14 protein-coding genes are annotated in these 20,511 nt (G+C 41.6%); 7 read left to right on the forward strand and 7 right to left on the reverse strand.

From position 1 onward, the window contains the following. Positions 1-222 precede the first annotated feature (222 nt). Positions 223-1,311: an aromatic ring-hydroxylating dioxygenase subunit alpha gene (locus H6G08_RS05540; RefSeq protein ID WP_190539461.1), complete on the forward strand. Its 1,089-nt coding sequence runs from the start codon at positions 223-225 to the stop codon at positions 1,309-1,311. A 355-nt stretch (positions 1,312-1,666) separates the two neighbouring features. Here the strand turns inward: H6G08_RS05540 and H6G08_RS05545 are convergent, their stop codons facing one another. From H6G08_RS05545 to H6G08_RS37360, 3 genes are all read right to left on the reverse strand, one after another. Next, positions 1,667-2,140, reverse strand: coding sequence for a DUF4385 domain-containing protein (locus tag H6G08_RS05545; RefSeq protein ID WP_190539462.1), 474 nt, complete (start codon positions 2,138-2,140; stop codon positions 1,667-1,669). Positions 2,141-2,409: 269 nt separating this feature from the next. Then, positions 2,410-3,318: a CHAT domain-containing protein gene (locus H6G08_RS37355; protein ID WP_313941293.1), complete on the reverse strand. Its 909-nt coding sequence runs from the start codon at positions 3,316-3,318 to the stop codon at positions 2,410-2,412. A 110-nt stretch (positions 3,319-3,428) separates the two neighbouring features. Next, complete coding sequence (locus H6G08_RS37360) at positions 3,429-3,980, reverse strand: tetratricopeptide repeat protein (RefSeq protein WP_242046078.1); 552 nt, start codon at positions 3,978-3,980, stop codon at positions 3,429-3,431. A 953-nt stretch (positions 3,981-4,933) separates the two neighbouring features. Between H6G08_RS37360 and ilvA the strand changes: the two genes are divergently transcribed. Next, a complete protein-coding gene (gene ilvA / locus H6G08_RS05555) occupies positions 4,934-6,445 on the forward strand; it encodes a threonine ammonia-lyase, biosynthetic (protein WP_190634784.1) in 1,512 nt (503 codons plus the stop codon). Between the two features lie 410 nt (positions 6,446-6,855). Here the strand turns inward: ilvA and H6G08_RS05560 are convergent, their stop codons facing one another. Next, complete coding sequence (locus H6G08_RS05560; protein ID WP_190539464.1) at positions 6,856-7,206, reverse strand: hypothetical protein; 351 nt, start codon at positions 7,204-7,206, stop codon at positions 6,856-6,858. Positions 7,207-7,664: 458 nt separating this feature from the next. Between H6G08_RS05560 and H6G08_RS05565 the strand changes: the two genes are divergently transcribed. The 4 genes from H6G08_RS05565 to H6G08_RS05580 all read left to right on the forward strand — a co-directional run bounded on the left by H6G08_RS05565 (position 7,665) and on the right by H6G08_RS05580 (position 14,208). Next, a complete protein-coding gene (locus H6G08_RS05565) occupies positions 7,665-7,907 on the forward strand; it encodes a helix-turn-helix domain-containing protein (protein ID WP_190539466.1) in 243 nt (80 codons plus the stop codon). Positions 7,908-8,021: 114 nt separating this feature from the next. Continuing rightward, the gene (locus H6G08_RS05570) at positions 8,022-12,452 is read left to right on the forward strand and encodes a PAS domain S-box protein (RefSeq protein ID WP_190539468.1); all 4,431 of its coding nucleotides are present in this window, start codon (positions 8,022-8,024) and stop codon (positions 12,450-12,452) included. Positions 12,453-12,889: 437 nt separating this feature from the next. After that, positions 12,890-13,516: a PAP/fibrillin family protein gene (locus H6G08_RS05575; protein WP_190539470.1), complete on the forward strand. Its 627-nt coding sequence runs from the start codon at positions 12,890-12,892 to the stop codon at positions 13,514-13,516. Between the two features lie 419 nt (positions 13,517-13,935). Continuing rightward, positions 13,936-14,208, forward strand: coding sequence for a hypothetical protein (locus H6G08_RS05580; RefSeq protein WP_190539472.1), 273 nt, complete (start codon positions 13,936-13,938; stop codon positions 14,206-14,208). Between the two features lie 431 nt (positions 14,209-14,639). On the opposite strand, the gene H6G08_RS05585 is transcribed toward H6G08_RS05580, so the two are convergent. The 3 genes from H6G08_RS05585 to gatA all read right to left on the reverse strand — a co-directional run bounded on the left by H6G08_RS05585 (position 14,640) and on the right by gatA (position 18,740). Further along, positions 14,640-15,728: a helix-turn-helix domain-containing protein gene (locus H6G08_RS05585; RefSeq protein WP_190539474.1), complete on the reverse strand. Its 1,089-nt coding sequence runs from the start codon at positions 15,726-15,728 to the stop codon at positions 14,640-14,642. 344 nt (positions 15,729-16,072) lie between these two features. Further along, positions 16,073-16,966, reverse strand: a complete 894-nt coding sequence (locus H6G08_RS05590; RefSeq protein WP_190539476.1) for an alpha/beta hydrolase — start codon at positions 16,964-16,966, stop codon at positions 16,073-16,075. Between the two features lie 313 nt (positions 16,967-17,279). Then, the gene (gatA, locus tag H6G08_RS05595) at positions 17,280-18,740 is read right to left on the reverse strand and encodes an Asp-tRNA(Asn)/Glu-tRNA(Gln) amidotransferase subunit GatA (protein WP_190539478.1); all 1,461 of its coding nucleotides are present in this window, start codon (positions 18,738-18,740) and stop codon (positions 17,280-17,282) included. Between the two features lie 314 nt (positions 18,741-19,054). Between gatA and H6G08_RS05600 the strand changes: the two genes are divergently transcribed. Continuing rightward, positions 19,055-20,404 carry a helix-hairpin-helix domain-containing protein gene (locus tag H6G08_RS05600; RefSeq protein ID WP_190539480.1) on the forward strand — a complete coding sequence of 450 codons (1,350 nt, stop codon included), beginning with the start codon at positions 19,055-19,057 and terminating at the stop codon, positions 20,402-20,404. Positions 20,405-20,511: the final 107 nt, after the last annotated feature.

Here is a 20,511-nt window from a genome sequence, read left to right on the forward strand (position 1 = left end):
GAAATTTTTCTCATGTATTTTGCAAACAGTCTTGCCATCAAGATTTCATCATGTCCAAATTTATAATTAGCGTAAGCGAGATGTAAAAAAATAGTAAGTCAATAAAGATTGTTAAATAATTTATTTTTGAACTAAATATCAAGGGTAACTCTCATTACATTTTTCGGACGGCTGAATAGGAACTATATAATCAAGCCCATCTCTGTCCGCGAATAGATAAAAATGACTTTTAACTCACAAAATCTTAGCTCAAATCGTAAATCTAAAACATTCAATAATCCAGAACGTTTTATAGAAGGTTGGTATTGGGCGATTCCTACTAATAATCTGCGGGTAGGTGAAGTAAAAGCTATTACTTTATTAGGTAGAGATTTAGTAATTTATCGCGGTAAAGATAGAAAAGCTGTAACTTTTGATGCCTACTGTCCCCACATGGGCGCTCATTTAGCAGATGGTAAAATTGAAGGTAATGGATTGCGTTGTTCTTTCCATCAATGGAAATTTGATCGGGAAGGATTTTGTGTTGATATTCCCTGTTTCGATGAACCCCTTCCTCTGAAGTTAAAAACTTGGCCTACTGCAGAAAAATATGGCATGATTTGGATTTGGACTGGGGAAGTCCCGCTACAACCTCTACCTTTTATTCCAGAGTTAGAAGCACAAGATTTTGATGTGACGATTATTTCTCAGTTTGTGACTAACTGCCATCCCCATGCAGTAATAATTAATGCCATAGATACTCAATATTTTAATACTCTTAAAAGAGTAGCAGCAGAAAATATTTTTGAACCACAAGAACTGAATCAATATGCTATTACCTTTACTAATAATCTACAAGGTAGAAAAGGTAATTATTTAGCTAAACTCATGCGTCCTTTTTATAAGAATGACCTGAATTATAGTGTTTGTTATTGGTATGGCAGCACAAGCATGGTAACATTTATACCTAATTCGCTGCACCTGCATGTCATGTTTACCCTACGCTTAATTGCAGGAGGAAAGACTGAAGGATATACCCTATTGATGATGAAAAAACGTCAGGGAATGGTAGGTAAATTATATAATCGGCTTGTGTTGTCGCTAGGTAAGGTTTTAAGTCAAGATTTTCTCAAAGTTGACGCTAAGATTTTGGAGAAACTTAAATTTGATTTTAGAACGCCTGTGAATACAGATCAGGCTATTATGCAGTTTATCAATCATTTAGAAAGACAGCCAGCTTTATCTTGGGGAACTTGGCAACAAGCAAGAACAAGCCGCGATACAGAAACCAGAGATAATAGGGATAAATGGCGGGATAATTTTAATGATTGAGTCATTGGCCATTTGTCAGAGACGCGATGAATCGCGTCTGTACAATTGTCCTGTTTCCCTAGCTCTGCCGTATTTTGTTGTTATTAATTTTTTACGTTAACATTTAAATAAAAAGAAGTGGCAGAGCCACTTCGTAATTCCCAGGTAGAACCTAGAGATGAGTATAACTATTCTAAAAACTGGAAATCGTATAAATAGACACTGATTAATTGTATCTAAAGAATTCAGTGCGATCGCACTAATACAAGCTCAACTTACCTCTGCTAGAGAATTACACATCAAACAACATAACATGATCAATTTACTAACTGTACGATTAGGCATTGCTGCTAGCTAACAGAGAATAAAAAGCCTGTTAATCTAGTTCGTACATCTGTTTATGTTTAGCCAGAAGCGCTTGATATTTCTCGTTTGTCTTGGCTTCTATCCACTTAACTTTAAATATGGCTGCTGATTCGGCTTTAATGGGATCTACTTCATAAGGAAGAATTTCTTTTTTCTCTGCGCTATCTGGCTCAGTCTTTTTATACTTTCTGCCGCTTTTATGATTAGCATAACGGCGGGCGCGAGTATAACCCATTTGCAAAAACTTACGTGCCATATCTGCACCGATAAAATCATCTTGCTCTAAATAAGCAAGGAAAATATCATAGATTTTTTCGCTTGATTCTCGCGCAATATCGGGATTTTTGAATCGCCAAAAAGGCAGAATTTCTGATTTGTAAGGTTCTACCAAAAGTACACCTTGTTCGCCTTTCCCTACACGATAAAGTTCAGGATGCTGGCGAAAATTGATGTTTGGGAAGTCTAAAGAATAATCAAAAGCCATTGTCAACCCCTTCGGGGAATTCAAAATTCAAAATTCAAAATTCAAAATTAATAATCCTCATAAATACAGCATATTTTAGGTAAATAAGGTACGCGCTTCGGGGCATGGCGGTGCCAGTGCCCCTACAATCAAAGATAATTTTTACCTCACTAACTGGCAATCTGCTGTAAATTAGGGGCTTATATCTTTTTGATATTTGGTCTGTTTTTAGGATGAATCATAAACTTTCAAAACAGAGTTAATCTTCTATCTTTGTAGGGAAAGTTTAATTACTTAGCTTCGCCAATTAAAGTAAACGCCGCCCAAGCACTAGGATTTGGATGCTGTTTCATCGTGACTAACATCGCTTGACGCAACGCCTGTGCTTTATCAGGATTTTTCTGTAACTGACGGTAAAATTCCCCCATTAATAATGCTGAAGGACTATCGGGAATAGACCATAATGTAACAATCACACTGGGCGCACCGGCAGAAATTAAAGCGCGAGATAAGCCAATGACACCATCGCCTGTAAGTTTACCTTGGGCGGTATCGCAAGCACTTAAAACAACTAATTCGGCGTTAATTTTTAAATCTAAAATTTCATTTGCAGTTAGTAAGCCGTTATCTTTACCATCTGGGGCGAGAGCCACAGCACCGGGGACACCTAAACCTTTAAAATCATCGAGTAAGCCGTGGGTAGCAAGGTGAATAAATCTCGCTTGGGGTAATTTTTGAATAAATGCGGCTTTGGTTGCGTCTTTTCCTATGATGGCTTTGGTATTTAACAATTGCGCTATGTCTTTAGCTTCTTTTTCCGCACCTGGTAACGGAGTTAATTGTTGTGGTGTTTCACCAATTTTAGGGGCAACGCTGGGCATGGTAGGATTGCCCATAACTAGCGCTTGATTACCGGAAACTCTTTGTCTTTGTTGGCGAGTTAAATCTAATACCTGAATTGCTGGAGCGGTGAGGATAGTGTGTTTTTCAATTAAATATTTACCTTGTTCATCTTGTAACGCGGTGAAGGGAACAAGGAATAAAGATGATTGCGGTATAAATGTGACACGTTCATCAGGATTTTTTGGTAGCAAGTCAGCAATAGGATTAATTAGTATTTCGTGCAGCTTTTGAAAGCGTTGTTTTGCTAGGCTAGGATTGGGTTTGTAGCTGGACTCAAAAATACCCCGACCTCTCACACCGATTGACTCGCGGCTGTTGGTGACTAATTCATCTAAGGTTGTCTTATCTTTTTGCCATAAAAATTTAAGATTTGCTTTACGGAAAGTAACTTCACTTGTGGGTTTTATTACCCAAATGTAGAGTTCTGATTCTTTCCATTCTTGTTTATCCTGAACTGTGAATTCATCATAAATAATTGAATATAGCGTGCAATTTTTAGGCTTTGTTGATAGTAGTCAATTGCTGTGGGGTGGTCTCCCAAGGAATCGTAAGCACGACCAATGTTTCCCAGTGATTTACCCTCACTTAGACGGTCTTTAATTTCTTGTGCAATTTTTAAGCTTTGCTGATGGTAATCAATTGCTTTGGGGTAGTCTCCGAATGAATTGTAAGCAAGACCGAGATTTCCCAGTGCCCAACCCTCACCTTGACGGTCTTTAATTTCCCGGTAGATAGAGAGTGCTTGCTCCCAAGACTGCAATGCTGCTTTCAATTGACTGGTTTGATATTGCTTAAGACCTTGATTAAACAATCTATCTGCTTCCGCCTTTCGCGCCTGTGGTGTTTGCGCCAGTACTCGTAACTCTCCCGGTGACGCCCAAAGGCTGAAAGTTATTGGTGTGGAAGCTGTGGCGATAATTAGGGAGAGGAAACTTAGACCAAGGTTAGGAAAACGCATAGGGAATTATGAATTATGAAGGATGAATTATGAAATTAAGATTGGGTGGGGAAGTATGGGGGTTAAGTAATTAGGTTAAGCTGTTTGATGCAGGAATAAGCTAAAGCATTGGTGAATTTGGCTAAATTTTGGGAAAAATTAGCCGCAACACCAGCGTTATTTAATGGCTTATTGCTATATAGTTCTGAGCAGGGTAGGGGTTATGCAGTTTTGAGAGACGCGGCGACGGGGGGATGAGGGGATCATTGGTGTCAACTTACAGCTATTTTCTGGTAAATAGACCACACTGTAGGGGCACGGCACCAGTAAAATTTTGTATGTACCAAAAGATTGTTGATGCCGTGCCCCTACGACAGATGTGGTTCTTACGCCACATGCTTTTACCCCTCCCTTTGCCAAGGCTACGGGGAAGTTTTAGCTTTAGACAAAACTGGGGTGGGGTAACGCGGATCTTGATGGTAGACGATGGAATTCGCTCATCGAGTTTGGGCAAGGGTTTCGCTTTAAGTTGACACCAATGTGAGGGGATGCGATCGCTAAAATTGTCTACATCTGGGTAGTATCTAGGTTACAGTTTCAACCCCTAAGCTAACCCGAATCAATAAACGACTACCCCGAATCAATAAACGACTACCCCGAATCAATAAACGACTACCCGAATTCAATGAACGACTACCCGAATTCAATAAACGACTACCCGAATTCAATAAACGACTACCCCGAATCAATAAACGACTACCCCGAATCAATAAACGACTACCCAAATTCAATAACGTCACATTGAAATCGGTACAAGGGCGGGGAAACCCCGCCCCTACCCGTCTATCACCTTTTTGTTTCAAATTGGTATGATGCCCAATGCCCCATGCCCAATGCCCAATGCCCAATGCCCAATGCCCCAAATTTAGCGTACAATTATTGTCCATCCTGCATCTGCTACCCCCCCAACGCCCATGTATTGTGACTACCTGGTTCAAATTCTCACTGCCCGTGTATATGATGTTGCCCAGGAAACACCTTTAGAATATGCTCCAAATCTTTCTCGCAGGCTGAACAATAAGCTGTTGCTGAAGCGGGAAGATATGCAATCGGTATTTTCTTTTAAACTGCGTGGCGCTTATAACAAGATGGTAAATCTGCCACCAGATTTATTAAAGCAAGGTGTGATTGCTGCATCGGCGGGAAATCATGCTCAAGGTGTGGCTTTATCTGCTAGTCGTTTGGGAACTCAGGCGATTATTGTTATGCCGGTGACTACACCCCAGGTAAAAGTAGATGCTGTGAAAGCACGGGGGGGACATGTGGTATTACATGGCAATACCTATGATGATGCTTATGCTTATGCCCGTCAACTAGAAGCGGAAAAGGGACTGACGTTTATTCACCCCTTTGATGACCCGGATGTGATTGCCGGTCAGGGTACAATTGGCATGGAAATTTTACGCCAATATCAACAACCGATTCATGCGATTTTTGTCGCCATTGGTGGTGGGGGACTGATAGCAGGAATTGCGGCTTATGTCAAGCGGTTGCGTCCAGAAATTAAGATAATTGGTGTGGAACCGGTGGATGCAGACGCGATGAGTCAATCGCTGAAAGCCGGAAAGCGGGTACGATTATCCCAGGTGGGTTTATTTGCGGATGGGGTAGCGGTGCGGGAAGTGGGGGAGGAAACCTTTCACCTGTGTCAGCAATATGTAGATGAAATCATTTTGGTAGATACTGATGATACCTGCGCGGCGATTAAAGATGTATTTGAAGATACGCGATCTATTTTAGAACCTGCGGGGGCTTTGGCGATCGCAGCTGCTAAAGCCTATGCAGAACGGGAGCAAATTGAGGGACAAACTTTAGTAGCTGTGGCTTGCGGTGCAAATATGAACTTCGACCGGTTGCGGTTTGTGGCTGAACGCGCCGAACTTGGGGAACGCCGGGAAGCGATATTTGCAGTTACCATCCCGGAAGAAAGAGGAAGTCTGCGGAAGTTTTGTGAATGTATTGGCGATCGCAATTTAACTGAGTTTAACTATCGCATTGCTAGCGCCCAAGAAGCGCATATTTTTGTTGGTTTGCAAATTCAAAACCGCGCTGATGCAGTCAAGATGGGAGAAACCTTTAAAGGCTGCGGTTTTCAAACTCTTGACTTAACCGACGACGAACTGACAAAATTACATCTGCGTCACATGGTAGGCGGACATTCACCTTTAGCAGAACATGAATTACTTTACCGCTTTGAGTTCCCCGAACGCCCAGGTGCATTAATGAAATTCGTCGGTTCCATGAGTCCCAACTGGAATATTAGTATGTTCCACTACCGCAATAATGGGGCAGATTACGGAAAAATTGTTGTTGGTATTCAGGTTCCACCGCAAGAGATGACGGAGTGGCAGGCATTTTTGGATACCTTGGGTTATCAGTATTGGGATGAAAATCAGAATCCCGCCTACAAGCTATTTTTGGGGTAGAAACCACAAATTGTCCGGGAAAATTCTGGACTAAAGTCGCGATGAGGAATGTACAGCATATTTCATACCAATTCAAAATTCAAAATTCAAAATTCAAAATTAAGAAACCAAACACAATAAGGGTTTGGGGCTGTACATCTGTCGCAATCATTTTTCAAATTGGTATCAGATAAATGAGGTACGCGCTTTGGGGGCATAGCAGTGCCAATGCCCCTACAATTAACAATTATCTGTACCTCACCAACTTGCAATTTGCTTTAAGCTCATCCTGCCCCTTCTAGGGGCAGGATTTCGCGTCAGTAGTCAGTTCTTTTCTTTACCACTGACTAATGACCACTGACCAATGACGCGGCGGGGGGAGCAACCTCGCTACCCCTTGAAGGGGCAGGCTTCCCGCCGCCTTTGGTAAATTACTCATTCTTGTTGAGTAAGGATTCAAATTCGGCTTGTAAGGCGGTGAAATCTGCCACTCTGGCTACTAATAAGTTATCTCTGCCGGCATCGGTTAAGCGCCTTTTCCAATAGTTAATGCTGTCTGAGTTATGTACCCAAAATTGAATTACTGTATCTACGACTCGGTCTAGCTCCCAACCCCACTTTGCAGGGATTGTTTCTAGAGATTCTAAAAAAGCATCTAAGGTACAAATATGGCTTCCTAAATATTCTATACCTTGATGCTGAGATTGTCTCTGGCTCTGTTGTTGTTGATTAAAAAAATGTAAAACTGGAGATACTCCTACAATGTCAAAAGTATATTTCATTCCAGTCCTCCCGATTATTAATCGATTATATGAAAACTTGGTTTTAATAGCAATAATTATGTCTTAATTTTTCTATTTCGGCATCCCTAAAAATGATAATTTTTGCTGATATTCTCAAAGTCAAAATTTAGTCATAAATTAGCACTCTCTGGCTTTGAGTGCTAATTTTTTAGCCGTTATATTGTGGACTTAATAAAGAGTTTTAAACATTAAATTATGACTGTCACCTATCTTTAATAATTATTTAAGATTCCTGGGGAATTATCCAGATAAGTCAAGCCTAAGATGTCAAAGTCAACTGCCGATGCAGGTGCAAATTGTCGCCAAGTCTGATTTCTGCATCTTTCGGTAGAGGTAATTAAACCTAGTGAACATGATATATTTCAAAGATTAATATCGCAGATGCTATAGTCCAACCAGCTATAGCCATTAAATAGTCATCAAAGGTATCCAAATTTATGGGTGCAATTGACAAAACCGAAATTGCCGAGTTAATCCGCGAGACTAGAGCGCTTACGAAACTTTCACAAATCCAGTTTGCAGCAAAACTGGGTGTTTCGTTTCATAGTGTGAATCGTTGGGAAAATGGCAGAACTAAGCCGTTACCATTAGCGTTAAAACAGATTGAAGCAGTATTATATTCCTTGGGCGATCGCGGTGAAGATTTACTAGCTAAATATTTTTCCTCTGGGAGGAGTTGAGATTGTGCTCCCTGAGGTGAAGAGTAAGGTTGCTGAAAATATTGAAATCAATCCTATTAATGGGTTGAGACAGTTCTACTTTTGGTTACCTCGATTCCCACAGGAGGAAAAATCATGACACTGCGATTTCTTTTACTCGCAGACAATTTACAGGATGCAACTATCATTCAAGAAATGCTGGTGCATAGCGATCTAGATTATCAACTGCTGCGGGTGGGAAGTTACAGTGATTTTGAGACAGCGCTTTCTGCTGATGAATTTGACTTGATTTTGGCAGATTATGCATTATCGCCAGCCCTAGAAATTGCCTGTAATTTACGTCCTGATGTGCCATTTATCTTTATTTCTGGCAGTTTGGGGGAAGAATTGGCGATCGCAGCGCTGCAACAAGGTGCAACCGATTATGTACTCAAGCAACGCTTAGAACGGTTAGTGCCTGCTGTGCAGAGGGCATTACAATTAGGTAAAGAACGCCGCGATCGCCAACGAGCAGCACGAGTTAAGGATGAACATGAGGAAGATTTAAGCGCTATTTTTAACCTCACCCATGTGGGTATAGCGCAGGTAGATATAGTTAGCGGGCGATTTTTGCGGTTAAATGCAGCTTTTTCTCAAATTACAGGCTACTCGGAGTCAGAATTGCTGAGGATGACTGTTGATGATATCAATCATCCTGAAGATCGCGATCGCGATCGCCAACGATCCATGGACTTTTTATCTGGCGCAGCTCCCGACTATCATTCAGAAAAACGCTATATACGTAAAGATGGTACTATCGTTTGGGTGTTGGCGACTGCTAATGTCATCCGCGATACCCAAGGGCGAGGGCTGCGTACTGTGGCTGTGATTCATGATATCACCGAGCGCAAGCAAATCGAAGCAGCACTGCGTCGTAGCGAAGAACGACTGCGAATCAGCCAAGAACTGTCTTTAGATGCATTTACGATTCTCGATGCAGTGCGGGATGAAACTGGAGCGATTGTCGATTTTGTTTGGACTTATGTTAACCCCAAAGCGGCGGAGATTCTCCAACATTCGGTGGAATATCTCCTGGGTAACCGTTTACTAGAAGTGCTTCCCGGTAATCGCCTAAATAGCGAATTGTTTAACCACTATGTGGGCGTGGTAGAAACTGGAGAACCGCAGGATTTGGAATTATTCTATGATGCTGATGGTATTTGCGGTTGGTTCCGTAATATGACGGTGAAGTTAGAAGATGGGGTAGCAATTTTTTTTAATGACATCACCGAACGTAAACAAACAGAACAAGCATTGCGGGACGCTGAAGAAAGGTTGCGCGTAGCATTGCAAAATACGCCAATTACGATATTTAACCAAGATAGAGAATTAAAATATACTTGGATTTATAACCCGGTGCTGTACGAGCTAGAGGAAATGCTGGGTAAATGCGATCGCGATTTCTTAGCGCCAAAAGAAGCAGAAGCGTTAACAGCAATTAAACAGCGAGTTTTAGAAACTGGTATCGGTGCGCGGGAAGAAATTCAAATTACCAAGGATGGGAAAAATTATTATTACGATTTAACAGTAGAGCCTTTACCCCAGTCAGAAAACAGGCTTCCGGGAATTACCTGTGCAGCAGTTGATATTTCTGAACTCAAGCAAGCCGAAATTGACTTGCGCAAGAGTGAAGAAAGGCTAAGATTGGCTATAGAATCGGCGCAAATTGGCACATGGGATGTTAATCTGCTGACAGAAAAAGCTATTTGGTCAGAATTACTTTTTCAGATGTTGGGTTATGAACCAACAGCCACCGGGGAAGCGACTGAAGCTATGTGGTATAGTCGCATTCATCCTGATGATTTAGAGCGAGTGCTGCAAGAATGGCAGGAGTCTCGACAAGAAAAAAGGCTCTACCGTACAGAATACCGATTAATTCGGGCAGATAATCAGCAAATTGCCTGGATGACGGCTTTGGGAAGTTTTACTTACGACCAAAACGGCAATGCAGTGCGCTCAATTGGCGTGCTGTTAGAAATTAGCGATCGCAAACGGCGAGAACGCAATGCGGAATTTTTGACGGAAATCAGCCGCTATTTAGCTAGATCTGGAAATATAGATAATATATTAGCGAATATTACCGATAAAATAGCTGTTTACTTCGATTTATCTCAGCTAACATGCTTAGAAATAAACGAAACAGGCGATCGCGGGCGAGTAATTTATGGGGAAGATGCAGCCAAAGAATACAGGTTAGCTGATGATTTGAGCAACAGCCAGATAGAAAATCTCCAATCCGGGGAAGTTGTTACCAACCAAGTACGCTCAAAGCTAATTGCTCCTTATATTAGGGATAAAAAGCTAACATTTCTCCTAATTTGTCAGCGTCACCCAAGCTCATCCTGGCGCACAGACGAAATTGAGCTAATCCAAGAACTGACTGGGCGCATTTGGCACAGAATCGAACGCGCTCACACCGAAGAAAATCTGCGGCGGAGTGAAGAAGAATTTCGTACCATTGCTAACGCCGCACCTGCTTTAGTCTGGGTTTGTTCGCCCAATGGCGAAAATCTGTTTTTTAACGATCGCTGGTATGAATTCACTGGACAAACCCAGACACAAGCCGTAGGCTACGGTTGGACAACCGCAATGCACCCAGAGGATGCAGTGCGAATTTTATCTTATTGGGAACGCTGTCAAAAAACTGGCGAAACCTACGAAGGTGAAGTCCGCTATCGTCGTTATGATGGGAAATATCGCTGGCACGCTTTTCGCGCTTTACCACGCCGCGACGCTCATGGACAAATTCAAGCTTGGTATGGTTTAAGTATTGATATCACTGCTCGCATCGAAGCTGAACAAGAACGAGAACGCCTAATTGCTCGCGAACGCCACTATATCAACCAATTACAGGGATTGAATCAAGCCGCATTAGCAATCAATTCTGCCCTGTCTGTAGAAGAATTATTACAAATAATTAACAACCAAGCAGCAGCAATTATTGGTGCGCACCAGTCTGTTACCAGCATGATAGTTGGTCAAAACTGGGAACAGTCAATCAATGCAATCTACCTTTCAGATAAGTATGCAGCTTGGCGAGATTATGATGAACAACCCAATGGATCGGGGATTTATGCCTATGTGTGCCGCACTAATCGCCCGATGCGCTTAACTCAAGCCGAACTAGAAGCGCACCCACAATGGAAAGCATTCGGTAATCAAGCAAACAATCATCCGCCGTTGCGGGGTTGGTTGGCGGTTCCCTTGATAGGGCGCGATGGGCAAAATATCGGCTTAATTCAGCTATCAGATAAATGTGAGGGTGAGTTTACATATAACGATGAAGCGATTTTAGTGCAATTAGCGCAAATGGCCGCGATCGCTGTGGAAAACGCCCGCTTATATGCAGCCGAACAGCGAGCCAGAGCCGCCGCCGATGCGTCACGGGAAGAAGCTCAAGCCGCTAACCGCATAAAAGACGAGTTTTTAGCTGTGTTATCCCACGAATTGCGATCGCCCCTCAACCCGATTCTCGGTTGGGCAAAACTCCTGCAAACTCAAAAATTCACCCCAGAGAAAACAGCCCAAGGTTTAGCGACAATCGAACGCAATGCCAAATTACAAGCCCAACTAATTGAGGATCTGTTGGATGTATCGCGGATTTTACGGGGCAAGTTAGTATTAAATATTCATCCCGTTCATCTAGGCTCAACTATTGAAGCCGCGATTGAAACGGTACGTTTAGCAGCCACCGCCAAAGATATCCAAATTTACACCCAGCTAGATAATTATGTTGGTACCGTATCTGGCGATTCCGCCAGAATTCAACAAATTATCTGGAATTTACTCACAAATGCCGTTAAGTTTAGCCCCCCAAAGGGGAAAGTAGAAGTATGTTTGCAACAGGTAGATAATTTTGCCCAAATCCAAGTCAAAGATAACGGTAAAGGCATCAGTCCGGAATTTCTACCTTATGTATTTGACTATTTTCGTCAAGAAGATGGCGCAACCACCCGCAAATTTGGCGGATTAGGCTTAGGGTTAGCCATCGTCCGTCACTTAATAGAATTGCATGGCGGTACAGTGGAAGCTGACAGTGCTGGTGAAAACTTGGGGGCGACATTTACAGTCAGGTTACCCCTGATGTCTAGCCAATCAACTGTAAATATACATCCTCGTTTATCGGAAACAGCAATTGATTTGAGCGGCATTCAAGTCTTAGTAGTAGATGATGATACCGATAGCAGAGACTTTGTAGCTACACTCTTACAACAAGCTGGAGCCACTGTATATACAGCTGCCTCTGCTGTGGAAGCCTTGACAGCTTTAAGGCGATCGCTACCTGATATCTTAATTAGTGACATTGGAATGCCACAAATCGATGGTTATATGCTCGCGCAACAAATTCGCGCCTTACCACCAGAACAGGGAGGGAATATTCCCGCGATCGCCTTAACTGCCTATGCTGGCGAAATCGACCAAAAACAAGCGATTGCCGCAGGTTTTCAGCGACATATCCCCAAACCCATCGAGCCACAGCTGTTACTTAAAGCGATCGCACAGTTAATTCCCAAATTGCCAACCTAGAGATTTTTGGCAAGGGGGCAGGGGGCAGGGGAGAAAACTGTGTTCACAGTCAACAGTCAACAGTCAACAGTCAAAAGTCAACAGTCAACAGTCAACAGTCAACAGTCAACCGTCAACCGTCAACCGTCAACAGTCAACAGTCAACCGTCAACAACTTAAACAGAATAATTTATTTTTTAGAGTTCCCTAAAACCTAAAAGCCAAAAAAAACCTCAGCTTAACTGCTGAGGAAAGGGGGAGAAAACCAAATAACGATGGGAGATACCGATACCGAAATCAAAATGAAAAATTTCCGCTAATAGCTAAAGCAATAACTTTTTGCTGTATTGTTTTATTTATTAACTTATGTAAACAAAATTAACAAAATTGTAACGATGTGTCAACTAGCCTTGACAGTTAAAGACTAATAGCATTCATAAGAGGCACTTATCAGAAATATGAACGCAGAAGCAACGAGATTGAGCTTAAAAAATGAACTCCTGCAACGCATTGGCGAGTTAGGCTTACAGCAAAGCATATTTCCCTCAACAGATGAAACATGCGATCGCCTCGTGCAACAATTAGAGAATATCAATCCATGCGATCGCCCACTGAGCATAGATCGTCTTTCCACCCTAGCTGGTGACTGGGAATTAATTTATGCTTCTCGCGGTACAGTAGTCACGCGCAGGCTAGTATCCCTCAGAGGAATTGGCGCAAGAGTTAAAATTAAGCGCGTCTGGCAAACATTAGTTGCAAGCCAAACCAATCAAATTTTCGCCGCCAACTGTGCTGAGTTCGATCTCCCATTGCTGGGAGAATGGCGCTTGCAAGCTGACGGCGTCTGGAGATGGGATCGAGAAGAAAGGGATGCTAAGGTAAGTTTTGGGGCGTTTTCCGTACAAGCCACAAAGCTTTTAGGAATCTCCAACTGGAGTTTACCAGCATTAAAAATTCCGGTGCTGCAATCTATGCGAAAAGAAGCGCTGTGGACAACTTCCTACTTAGATTCACAAATCAGAGTTGGCAGAGGCGCAACAGGTAATTTATTTGTATTTCGCCGCCAAGAAGCGATGTTTAACTAAAATCGCTTCATCTCATACACAATTAAATATGGAAGTTTGTATCTAGTTACTCAACCGCAGAAATAAAGAAAGTAGAAATAGCGGCGTAACCCACAAAGAAGATTAGAGCGCTAAACATATCAAGCTCCTATTATTACTCTAGTCATAGCTAATTATTGATGCTCATTATCATAAAACCATTTTTTAGCGATTGTATCTGCAACAAAGACTATTTTTGCTAATAAGTTTTTGTCCATAGTGAACAAAATTAGCCATTGAGAATTATACCTAAAGAATTACTGACAATTCTGTGCAGCTACCAAAGACTTTATCTAATTTGCTACCTGTTTGACTGCTGACTAAATTAACTAAAGAGTAGGATAGCAGCTAGGCAATTGCAACTGTAGGATAAATATTTTTGGAGTGCAATTAATTGGCAGATGAACATCGGTATAATTGAACCTTACAGTGATGGATTTATCGAAGTTATCCCAGATGGTGAAGGTAGCGACTATTGGCACATTGCAGCTATACACATCAATGGTAAAGCCTTTTGTCCTAGCCCTAAACTTTATCGTTCCGAAAAAATAGCTTTAGCAAAAGCAGCACAAATTTATGATTGGATAGCTGAAAACGAGCAAGAAATCAGTGATTGGGGTGCTTACTGTGAAAAATTACAACTGATTCTTTGGTATCAACCAAAAGCGTCATAGTCTACCATTAGAGGTATGACTATCAAAGTGCGATCGCCTTTATTGTCAATTTGTAAAAGTGCGATCGTTTACATATTTTATTACCAAAAAACATTAAAAAATAGTAAAAAATACAGGCTCATAATTCAATACAGTTTAGTTAGCGCTAAAGATCATAAACTGCGTAGGTTGGGTTGAGGAACGTAGACGCGGAGCGGTGAGGCAGTGCGTTGGGCGGGTTCCCCGACTTGTTCGCTGAAAGCGTTCCCGAAGGGTAGCAACTGCCGTTAGCGAAGCGGTAGCGACGTTCGCGTAGCGTCTCCCCTTGGGAGAAGGAGCGTCACCCGAAGGGCTTCCCGTAGGGTAACCCAACAAAGCCCTGGAAATGTTGGGTTTACACACGGTAAGCCCAACCTACAGCTATATTGCAATATTTCAGCCTTGCCATGCTACTACAGCGCTTCTGGTGGGGAAATATTTGGCCCTACAATCACGCTAGTGTTTGTCGATTTAATTCCTGGTTTAGCAGTGCTTTTCTTATTCTGGGTTGATTGGGGTAAAGTTGAAGCTGGTTTATTATCTGCATCAACATTCAGCGTTTTCTCAGAGTTTATTGGTTGATATACTAAAGACAATCCTCCCACGGCTCCAGCAACAAAAGCCGTATAACCTAAATATAAATGCATGGGGCGAAGTTCCATCCCAAAGCCACCACTAGCTTTTTGTGCTTGACACCAAGTCGGTAAAGCTGTTTGTGATTTTACTGTTTCCGGTTGGGGTAAAGACGCTGCTAAATCCGTACCATTTAGCCCTAAAACATTACCAATTACTTTAATAAAACCACGGACAAAAACATCTGCTGGTAATAAATCTATATTTCCTTTTTCTAATGCATCCATGTGATGAAGGGGTACATGAGTATGTTCTTTAAGTTCAATTAAAGACCATCCTTTTAATTCTCTAGCTTGCTGAAATTGTTGACCAATTTGACGCAATTTTAATTCATACTCTTCATTTACACTTAGCTTGTTTGTTTCAACTTTAGATGCTTTTTGATTATGATTTAACCACCGCTTCCAAGTAGTTTTTGTCAATTTAGATGTTGGTTTTGTGGTTGAATCTATAGATGTATCTGCTGGTAATGGTAAATTATTCTCACTAGTATGATTAACAGGTTCTTGAGCGTGAGAATTTATACTTGTTAAATTTGTTGATGAGTTACTAGATTCTGCTATTTGATTACCAGGGTAATCACTATTAGCATCTATCTGGGGATTGATATTTTTAACTTGTTGATGATGTGTTGCAAATTGTTGAAATGCTAAACCAATAGCCTCTCTACTGACAGCTTTAAATAAAATTTTTGCTTGCTCTGCGGATGAACCTAGCATCTGCTGTAAGGTGACTAAAGCATGACGATAAACCTTACTGCGATGCAGTTTTGCTTCAATTTCACCAAGGAGCGATCGCAATTCTTCTTGAGAAATTTCCAGAGGAGCATTGCCGGGAATAGTGACTAAATATACAGGTGCCATAGTCATAATTTAAATCTTTCCAGTACTGGAGCAAATAGTAGTTCTACCTGTATAATTTCTTCTTTTATTTGCTAACTGTTCCGGATTATTTTTATTAGTCAGTTATTCACGAGAAAATCTATCTTAAGAGTCAATAGTCAATAGTCAATAGTCAACAGTCAATAGTCAATAGTCAACAGTCAATAGTCAATAGTCAACAGTCAATAGTCAACAGTCAACAGTCAACAGTCAATAGTCAACAGTCAACAGTCAATAGTCATTATTAATTATGTTTCTTCTCAGATCCGATTCACTAGCCTCTAGTCCCTAATCCAATGCCCAATGCCCAATGCCCAATGCCCATTTTCAATTTATTTATGGTGTGTGTAAATTTGTTGCATAAAATCATTTATCCATTGCAGATATTGCTCGCGAGCTAAATCTGCAACATTGTTATGTCCGCCACTAGGAAACAAAATTAAGTTTTTGGGTTCGGGCGCAACTGCATATAATTTTTGGCTCATGAAAGACGGTACAACTGAATCTTCTGTACCATGTATAAATAACACTGGTATTTTTAACTTTGGTACTTTTTTAATTGATTCAAATCGCTGTGTCAGAATTAAATTGACGGGGAACATTCTGAACATGTTCCGATGGGCTATGACTTCGCGAATGGAAGTAAAAGAACTTTCCACTATTAACCCTGCTGCTTGTGGCTGTTTGACAGCTAAATCAATAGCTATAGCACCCCCCAAGGAATGTCCATAAATCAGAATGTCTCTTGGTGCTATCTTGAGTTGCTGTACCAAGTAATTCCAAGCTATAGTCGCATCTTGATAGACTCTGTTTTCGTTAGGAAAACCGCCTCCACTCAACCCATAACCCCGATAATCAATTAAAAGTACAGAAAATCCTAGTTGATAAAATCGGTAAGCATGGTTAAGATTTGCACCAATGTTGATACCGTTACCGTGCAGATACAACAGTACTTTCCCTTGGGGGTGTTTATCTCCAATCCACCAGCCGTGGATATGTTCTACATTACCTGAGCGCACTGGCACTGGTAACCAAACTTCTTGATATGTAATATTAAATAGCTCTGGTGTATTTTCTAGGGTAGGAGAAGGAAAGAAGATAAACCGAGTTTGTTGAATAAACAGAAATAAACATAGAGCAAAATATGCGATCGCAACAATCACCCCAAAACACAGTAGCACCTTGAATAACAAATCTAATGGTAGTTGCAGCTTGTCTATGTTCATGCACCTAAATAAGTAAAATTACTACTATCTGTAAACATAAAAAAATATCCTAACTGGTAATTGCCCAGCTAGGATAAACCCAAACAGAAAAACTTTATGAGCTTGAATTATTAGTACTATTATATACAATAATTTACAACACTTCCCTATTTAAGTAAACCGTGTTGTAAGGAGGACAAGGGGGACAAGGAGGACAAGGGGGAACAGATAAGAATTGTACAGACGCGATTCATCGCGTCTCTGCCCAATGCCCAATGCCCAATGCCCAATGCCCAATGCCCAATGCCCAATGCCCAATGCCCAATGCCCATCATTATCCTATCTCTGGTTGACGAATGTGCCAATTAGTTGATTGCTCATAAGCATAAGCGACTTGGAATAATTGGTCTTCTCGCAATACTTTACCAATTAGCTGTAAGCCAATAGGTAGCCCTTGCTCGTCAAATCCACAGGGTACACTTAAGCCTGGTAAACCGGCAAGGTTAACCGGAATTGTCATTAAGTCGGTTAAATACATGCTCAAGGGGTCGGTTGTTTTTTCCCCGGCTTTAAATGCTGTCGTGGGTGCGGTAGGACAAACTAAGACATCAACTTGTTCAAAAGCTTTTTCAAAGTCTTGCTTAATTAAAGTCCGGACTTTTTGCGCCTTGAGATAGTAAGCGTCATAATAACCAGCAGACAAGGCATAAGTGCCAATCATAATCCGCCGCTTGACTTCGGAACCAAAACCTGTAGCGCGGGTACGAGTGTACATTGACAGCAAATTATCAGCTTCAGGAACCCGTAAGCCATACTTCACACCATCATAACGAGCGAGGTTAGCTGATGCTTCTGATGGGGCGATGATGTAATAGCTAGGTAAGCCGTAGCGGAAGTTAGCGCAGGAAACTACATGAATTTCTGCACCCAAATGTTGTAATTGTTCGATGGCTTTAGTAACTGCTTGTTCTACTACCGAGTCTAAGCCTTCACCAAAGGTTTCTTTGATAATTCCGATGCGGATTTTTTTTCTGGCTTTCAGGTCTGGCTTTAAGGTAGCAGCATAATCGGGAATTTCCACTTTTAAGCTAGTGGAGTCTTTAGGATCGTAACCTGCGATCGCACTTAATAATATCGCCGCATCTTCTACTGTCCGCCCAAACGGCCCGATTTGATCCAAAGAAGAAGCGTAAGCCACCAAACCATAACGCGAAACCAAGCCATAAGTAGGTTTTAAGCCAACTACACCGCAAAACGAAGCCGGTTGGCGAATTGATCCACCAGTATCCGAACCCAAGGCGACAACGCATTCATCAGCCGCCACAGCCGCAGCCGAACCGCCAGAAGAACCGCCAGGAACCCGCGATAAATCCCAAGGATTCGCTGTCACTTGGTAAGCTGAGTTTTCTGTGGAACTACCCATAGCAAACTCATCCAAGTTGGTTTTACCCACCATCACCGCCCCAGCATCAGCCAGCTTTTGCGTTACTGTTGATTCATAAGGCGGTACAAAATTTTCTAAAATCCGGGAAGCGCAGGTAGTGGTAATACCTTTAGTACAAAGATTGTCTTTAATCCCGATAGGAATCCCTGCTAACAGTCCAATTTCTTCACCAGCTGCGATTTTTGCATCCACCGCACGAGCCTGGTCTAACGCCTGTTGTGCAGTTACACACAAGAAACTGTGCAATTTCGGTTCTAAAGCTTGGATGCGGTCTAAAGCTTCTTGGGTAATTTCAACAGCAGAACGTTCTTTTTTAATTAATTGTTCGTGCAACTCGCGGATGAATGCCATGATTGCTTCCTTTGTGTCTCAAGTCATTGATTTTAGTACATTATGATTGGGAATTGGGCATTGGGCATGGGGCATTGGGCATGGGGCATTGGACATTGGTCAATAGTCAATAGTCAATAGTCAATAGTCAACAGTCATTTGTCCTCCTTGTCCCCCTTCCCTTGTCTCCCCTGCTCCCTGCTCCCTGCCCCCCTGCTCTATCTAGCTCCTAGCCCCTAAACTGTGCAATAGATTTTATATTATTGTCATTACCTAGCTAATAAGCGCGATCGCTGTTTACTCCATCTCATAAATTTACTGAAGATATTAATTTTATGGTCAAAATAGTTACACGTAAATCTTTAGGCGTACAAAATGTTTACGATATTGGCGTAGAGCAAGACCATAATTTTGCGATTGAAAATGGTTTTATTGCTTCTAATTGTTTTAATAAATCTCACTCTACTGCTTACGGTTATGTAACTTATCAAACAGCATATTTAAAAGCTAATTATCCTTTAGAATATATGGCCGCTTTGTTGACGGCTAATAGTGGCGATACTGACAAGGTGCAAAAATATATCGCTACTTGTATCAGTATGAACATTCAAATTGAGCCGCCAGATATTAATCGCTCTGGGGTAGATTTTACACCAGCAGGCAACAAAATATTATTCGGTTTTTCGGCGGTGCGCAATGTGGGACAAAATGCGATCGCTTCTATTTTAGAAGCCAGAGAGGAAGGTGGTGAGTTTAAATCTTTAGGTGATTTTTGCGATCGCATTGATTTACGTGCTGTTAACAAGCGGACTTTGGAATCCCTGATATCTTGCGGTGCTTTCGACAAAATCCAATCTAACCGTCACCAGCTAACTCAAGACTTACCACTAGTGTATGATTGGGCACAATCTCGCGCTAAAGACAGATCTAGCGGTCAAGGTAGTATTTTTGACTTGTTAGGCGGGTTTTCTGCTGGTAGTGAGAAAAAAGCGAATAATGCTTTTGAAATTGCACCGAAAGCTCAAGCTGTGGAAGATTTTCCACCACAGAAAAAATTACAAATGGAAAAAGAACTTTTGGGGTTTTATGTGTCAGATCATCCCCTGAAAGCTCTTAAACAACCATCTTCAGTACTCGCGCCAATTAATCTTTCTCAGCTTGGCGAACAAAGGGAAGATACACTGCTTTGTGCGGTTGTCATGCTCAATAATGTGAAAAAAGTGATGACCAAAAAAGGCGATCCAATGGCTATTTTACAAATCGAAGATTTAACTACTCAATCAGAAGCAGTAGTTTTTCCCAAAACCTACGAACGGATTAGTTCTCTACTCGTAGTTGATGCGAGATTAATTATTTGGGGAAAAGTAGATCGCCGCGAAGACCAAACACAATTGATTGTGGAAGATGCGGAAGTAGTTGATACTGTCAAAATGGTGATGGTAGAACTCACTCCTTCTCAAGCAGTCAATATTGAAGAACGCGATCGTTTAAGAAGCGTTTTAAAAGAACAATCAGGAGACAAAGATAAAGCGAAAATCCCTGTAATTGGCGTAGTTAAAGATGGAAATTCTCGACAACTTGTCCGATTTGGTCGTCAATTTTGGGTACAAGATTCTCTCAGTACCGTGATCGCTCTGCAAAATGCTAGATTCCCAGCACATATTAAACCGCTAACAGGTAGTTAAAGTCAGCTATTCTCCTTTTAAATTACACAATCCATTGTCAGGACTGTTGACTGTTGACTGTTGACTGTTGACTGTTGACCGTTGACCGTTGACTTGTCATTACTTAT

The organism is Calothrix anomala FACHB-343, from assembly GCF_014696435.1.
GTDB classification, from domain to species: Bacteria; Cyanobacteriota; Cyanobacteriia; order Cyanobacteriales; family Nostocaceae; genus Aulosira; species Aulosira anomala_A.

Coding starts and splice junctions, on each gene's coding strand:
- H6G08_RS05540 (WP_190539461.1), top strand. CDS start 223: ATGACTTTTAACTCACAAAATCTTAGCTCAAATCGTAAATCTAAAACA.
- H6G08_RS05545 (WP_190539462.1), bottom strand. CDS start 2,140: ATGGCTTTTGATTATTCTTTAGACTTCCCAAACATCAATTTTCGCCAG.
- H6G08_RS37360 (WP_242046078.1), bottom strand. CDS start 3,980: ATGCGTTTTCCTAACCTTGGTCTAAGTTTCCTCTCCCTAATTATCGCC.
- ilvA (WP_190634784.1), top strand. CDS start 4,934: ATGTATTGTGACTACCTGGTTCAAATTCTCACTGCCCGTGTATATGAT.
- H6G08_RS05560 (WP_190539464.1), bottom strand. CDS start 7,206: ATGAAATATACTTTTGACATTGTAGGAGTATCTCCAGTTTTACATTTT.
- H6G08_RS05565 (WP_190539466.1), top strand. CDS start 7,665: ATGGGTGCAATTGACAAAACCGAAATTGCCGAGTTAATCCGCGAGACT.
- H6G08_RS05570 (WP_190539468.1), top strand. CDS start 8,022: ATGACACTGCGATTTCTTTTACTCGCAGACAATTTACAGGATGCAACT.
- H6G08_RS05575 (WP_190539470.1), top strand. CDS start 12,890: ATGAACGCAGAAGCAACGAGATTGAGCTTAAAAAATGAACTCCTGCAA.
- H6G08_RS05580 (WP_190539472.1), top strand. CDS start 13,936: ATGAACATCGGTATAATTGAACCTTACAGTGATGGATTTATCGAAGTT.
- H6G08_RS05585 (WP_190539474.1), bottom strand. CDS start 15,728: ATGACTATGGCACCTGTATATTTAGTCACTATTCCCGGCAATGCTCCT.
- H6G08_RS05590 (WP_190539476.1), bottom strand. CDS start 16,966: ATGAACATAGACAAGCTGCAACTACCATTAGATTTGTTATTCAAGGTG.
- gatA (WP_190539478.1), bottom strand. CDS start 18,740: ATGGCATTCATCCGCGAGTTGCACGAACAATTAATTAAAAAAGAACGT.
- H6G08_RS05600 (WP_190539480.1), top strand. CDS start 19,055: ATGGTCAAAATAGTTACACGTAAATCTTTAGGCGTACAAAATGTTTAC.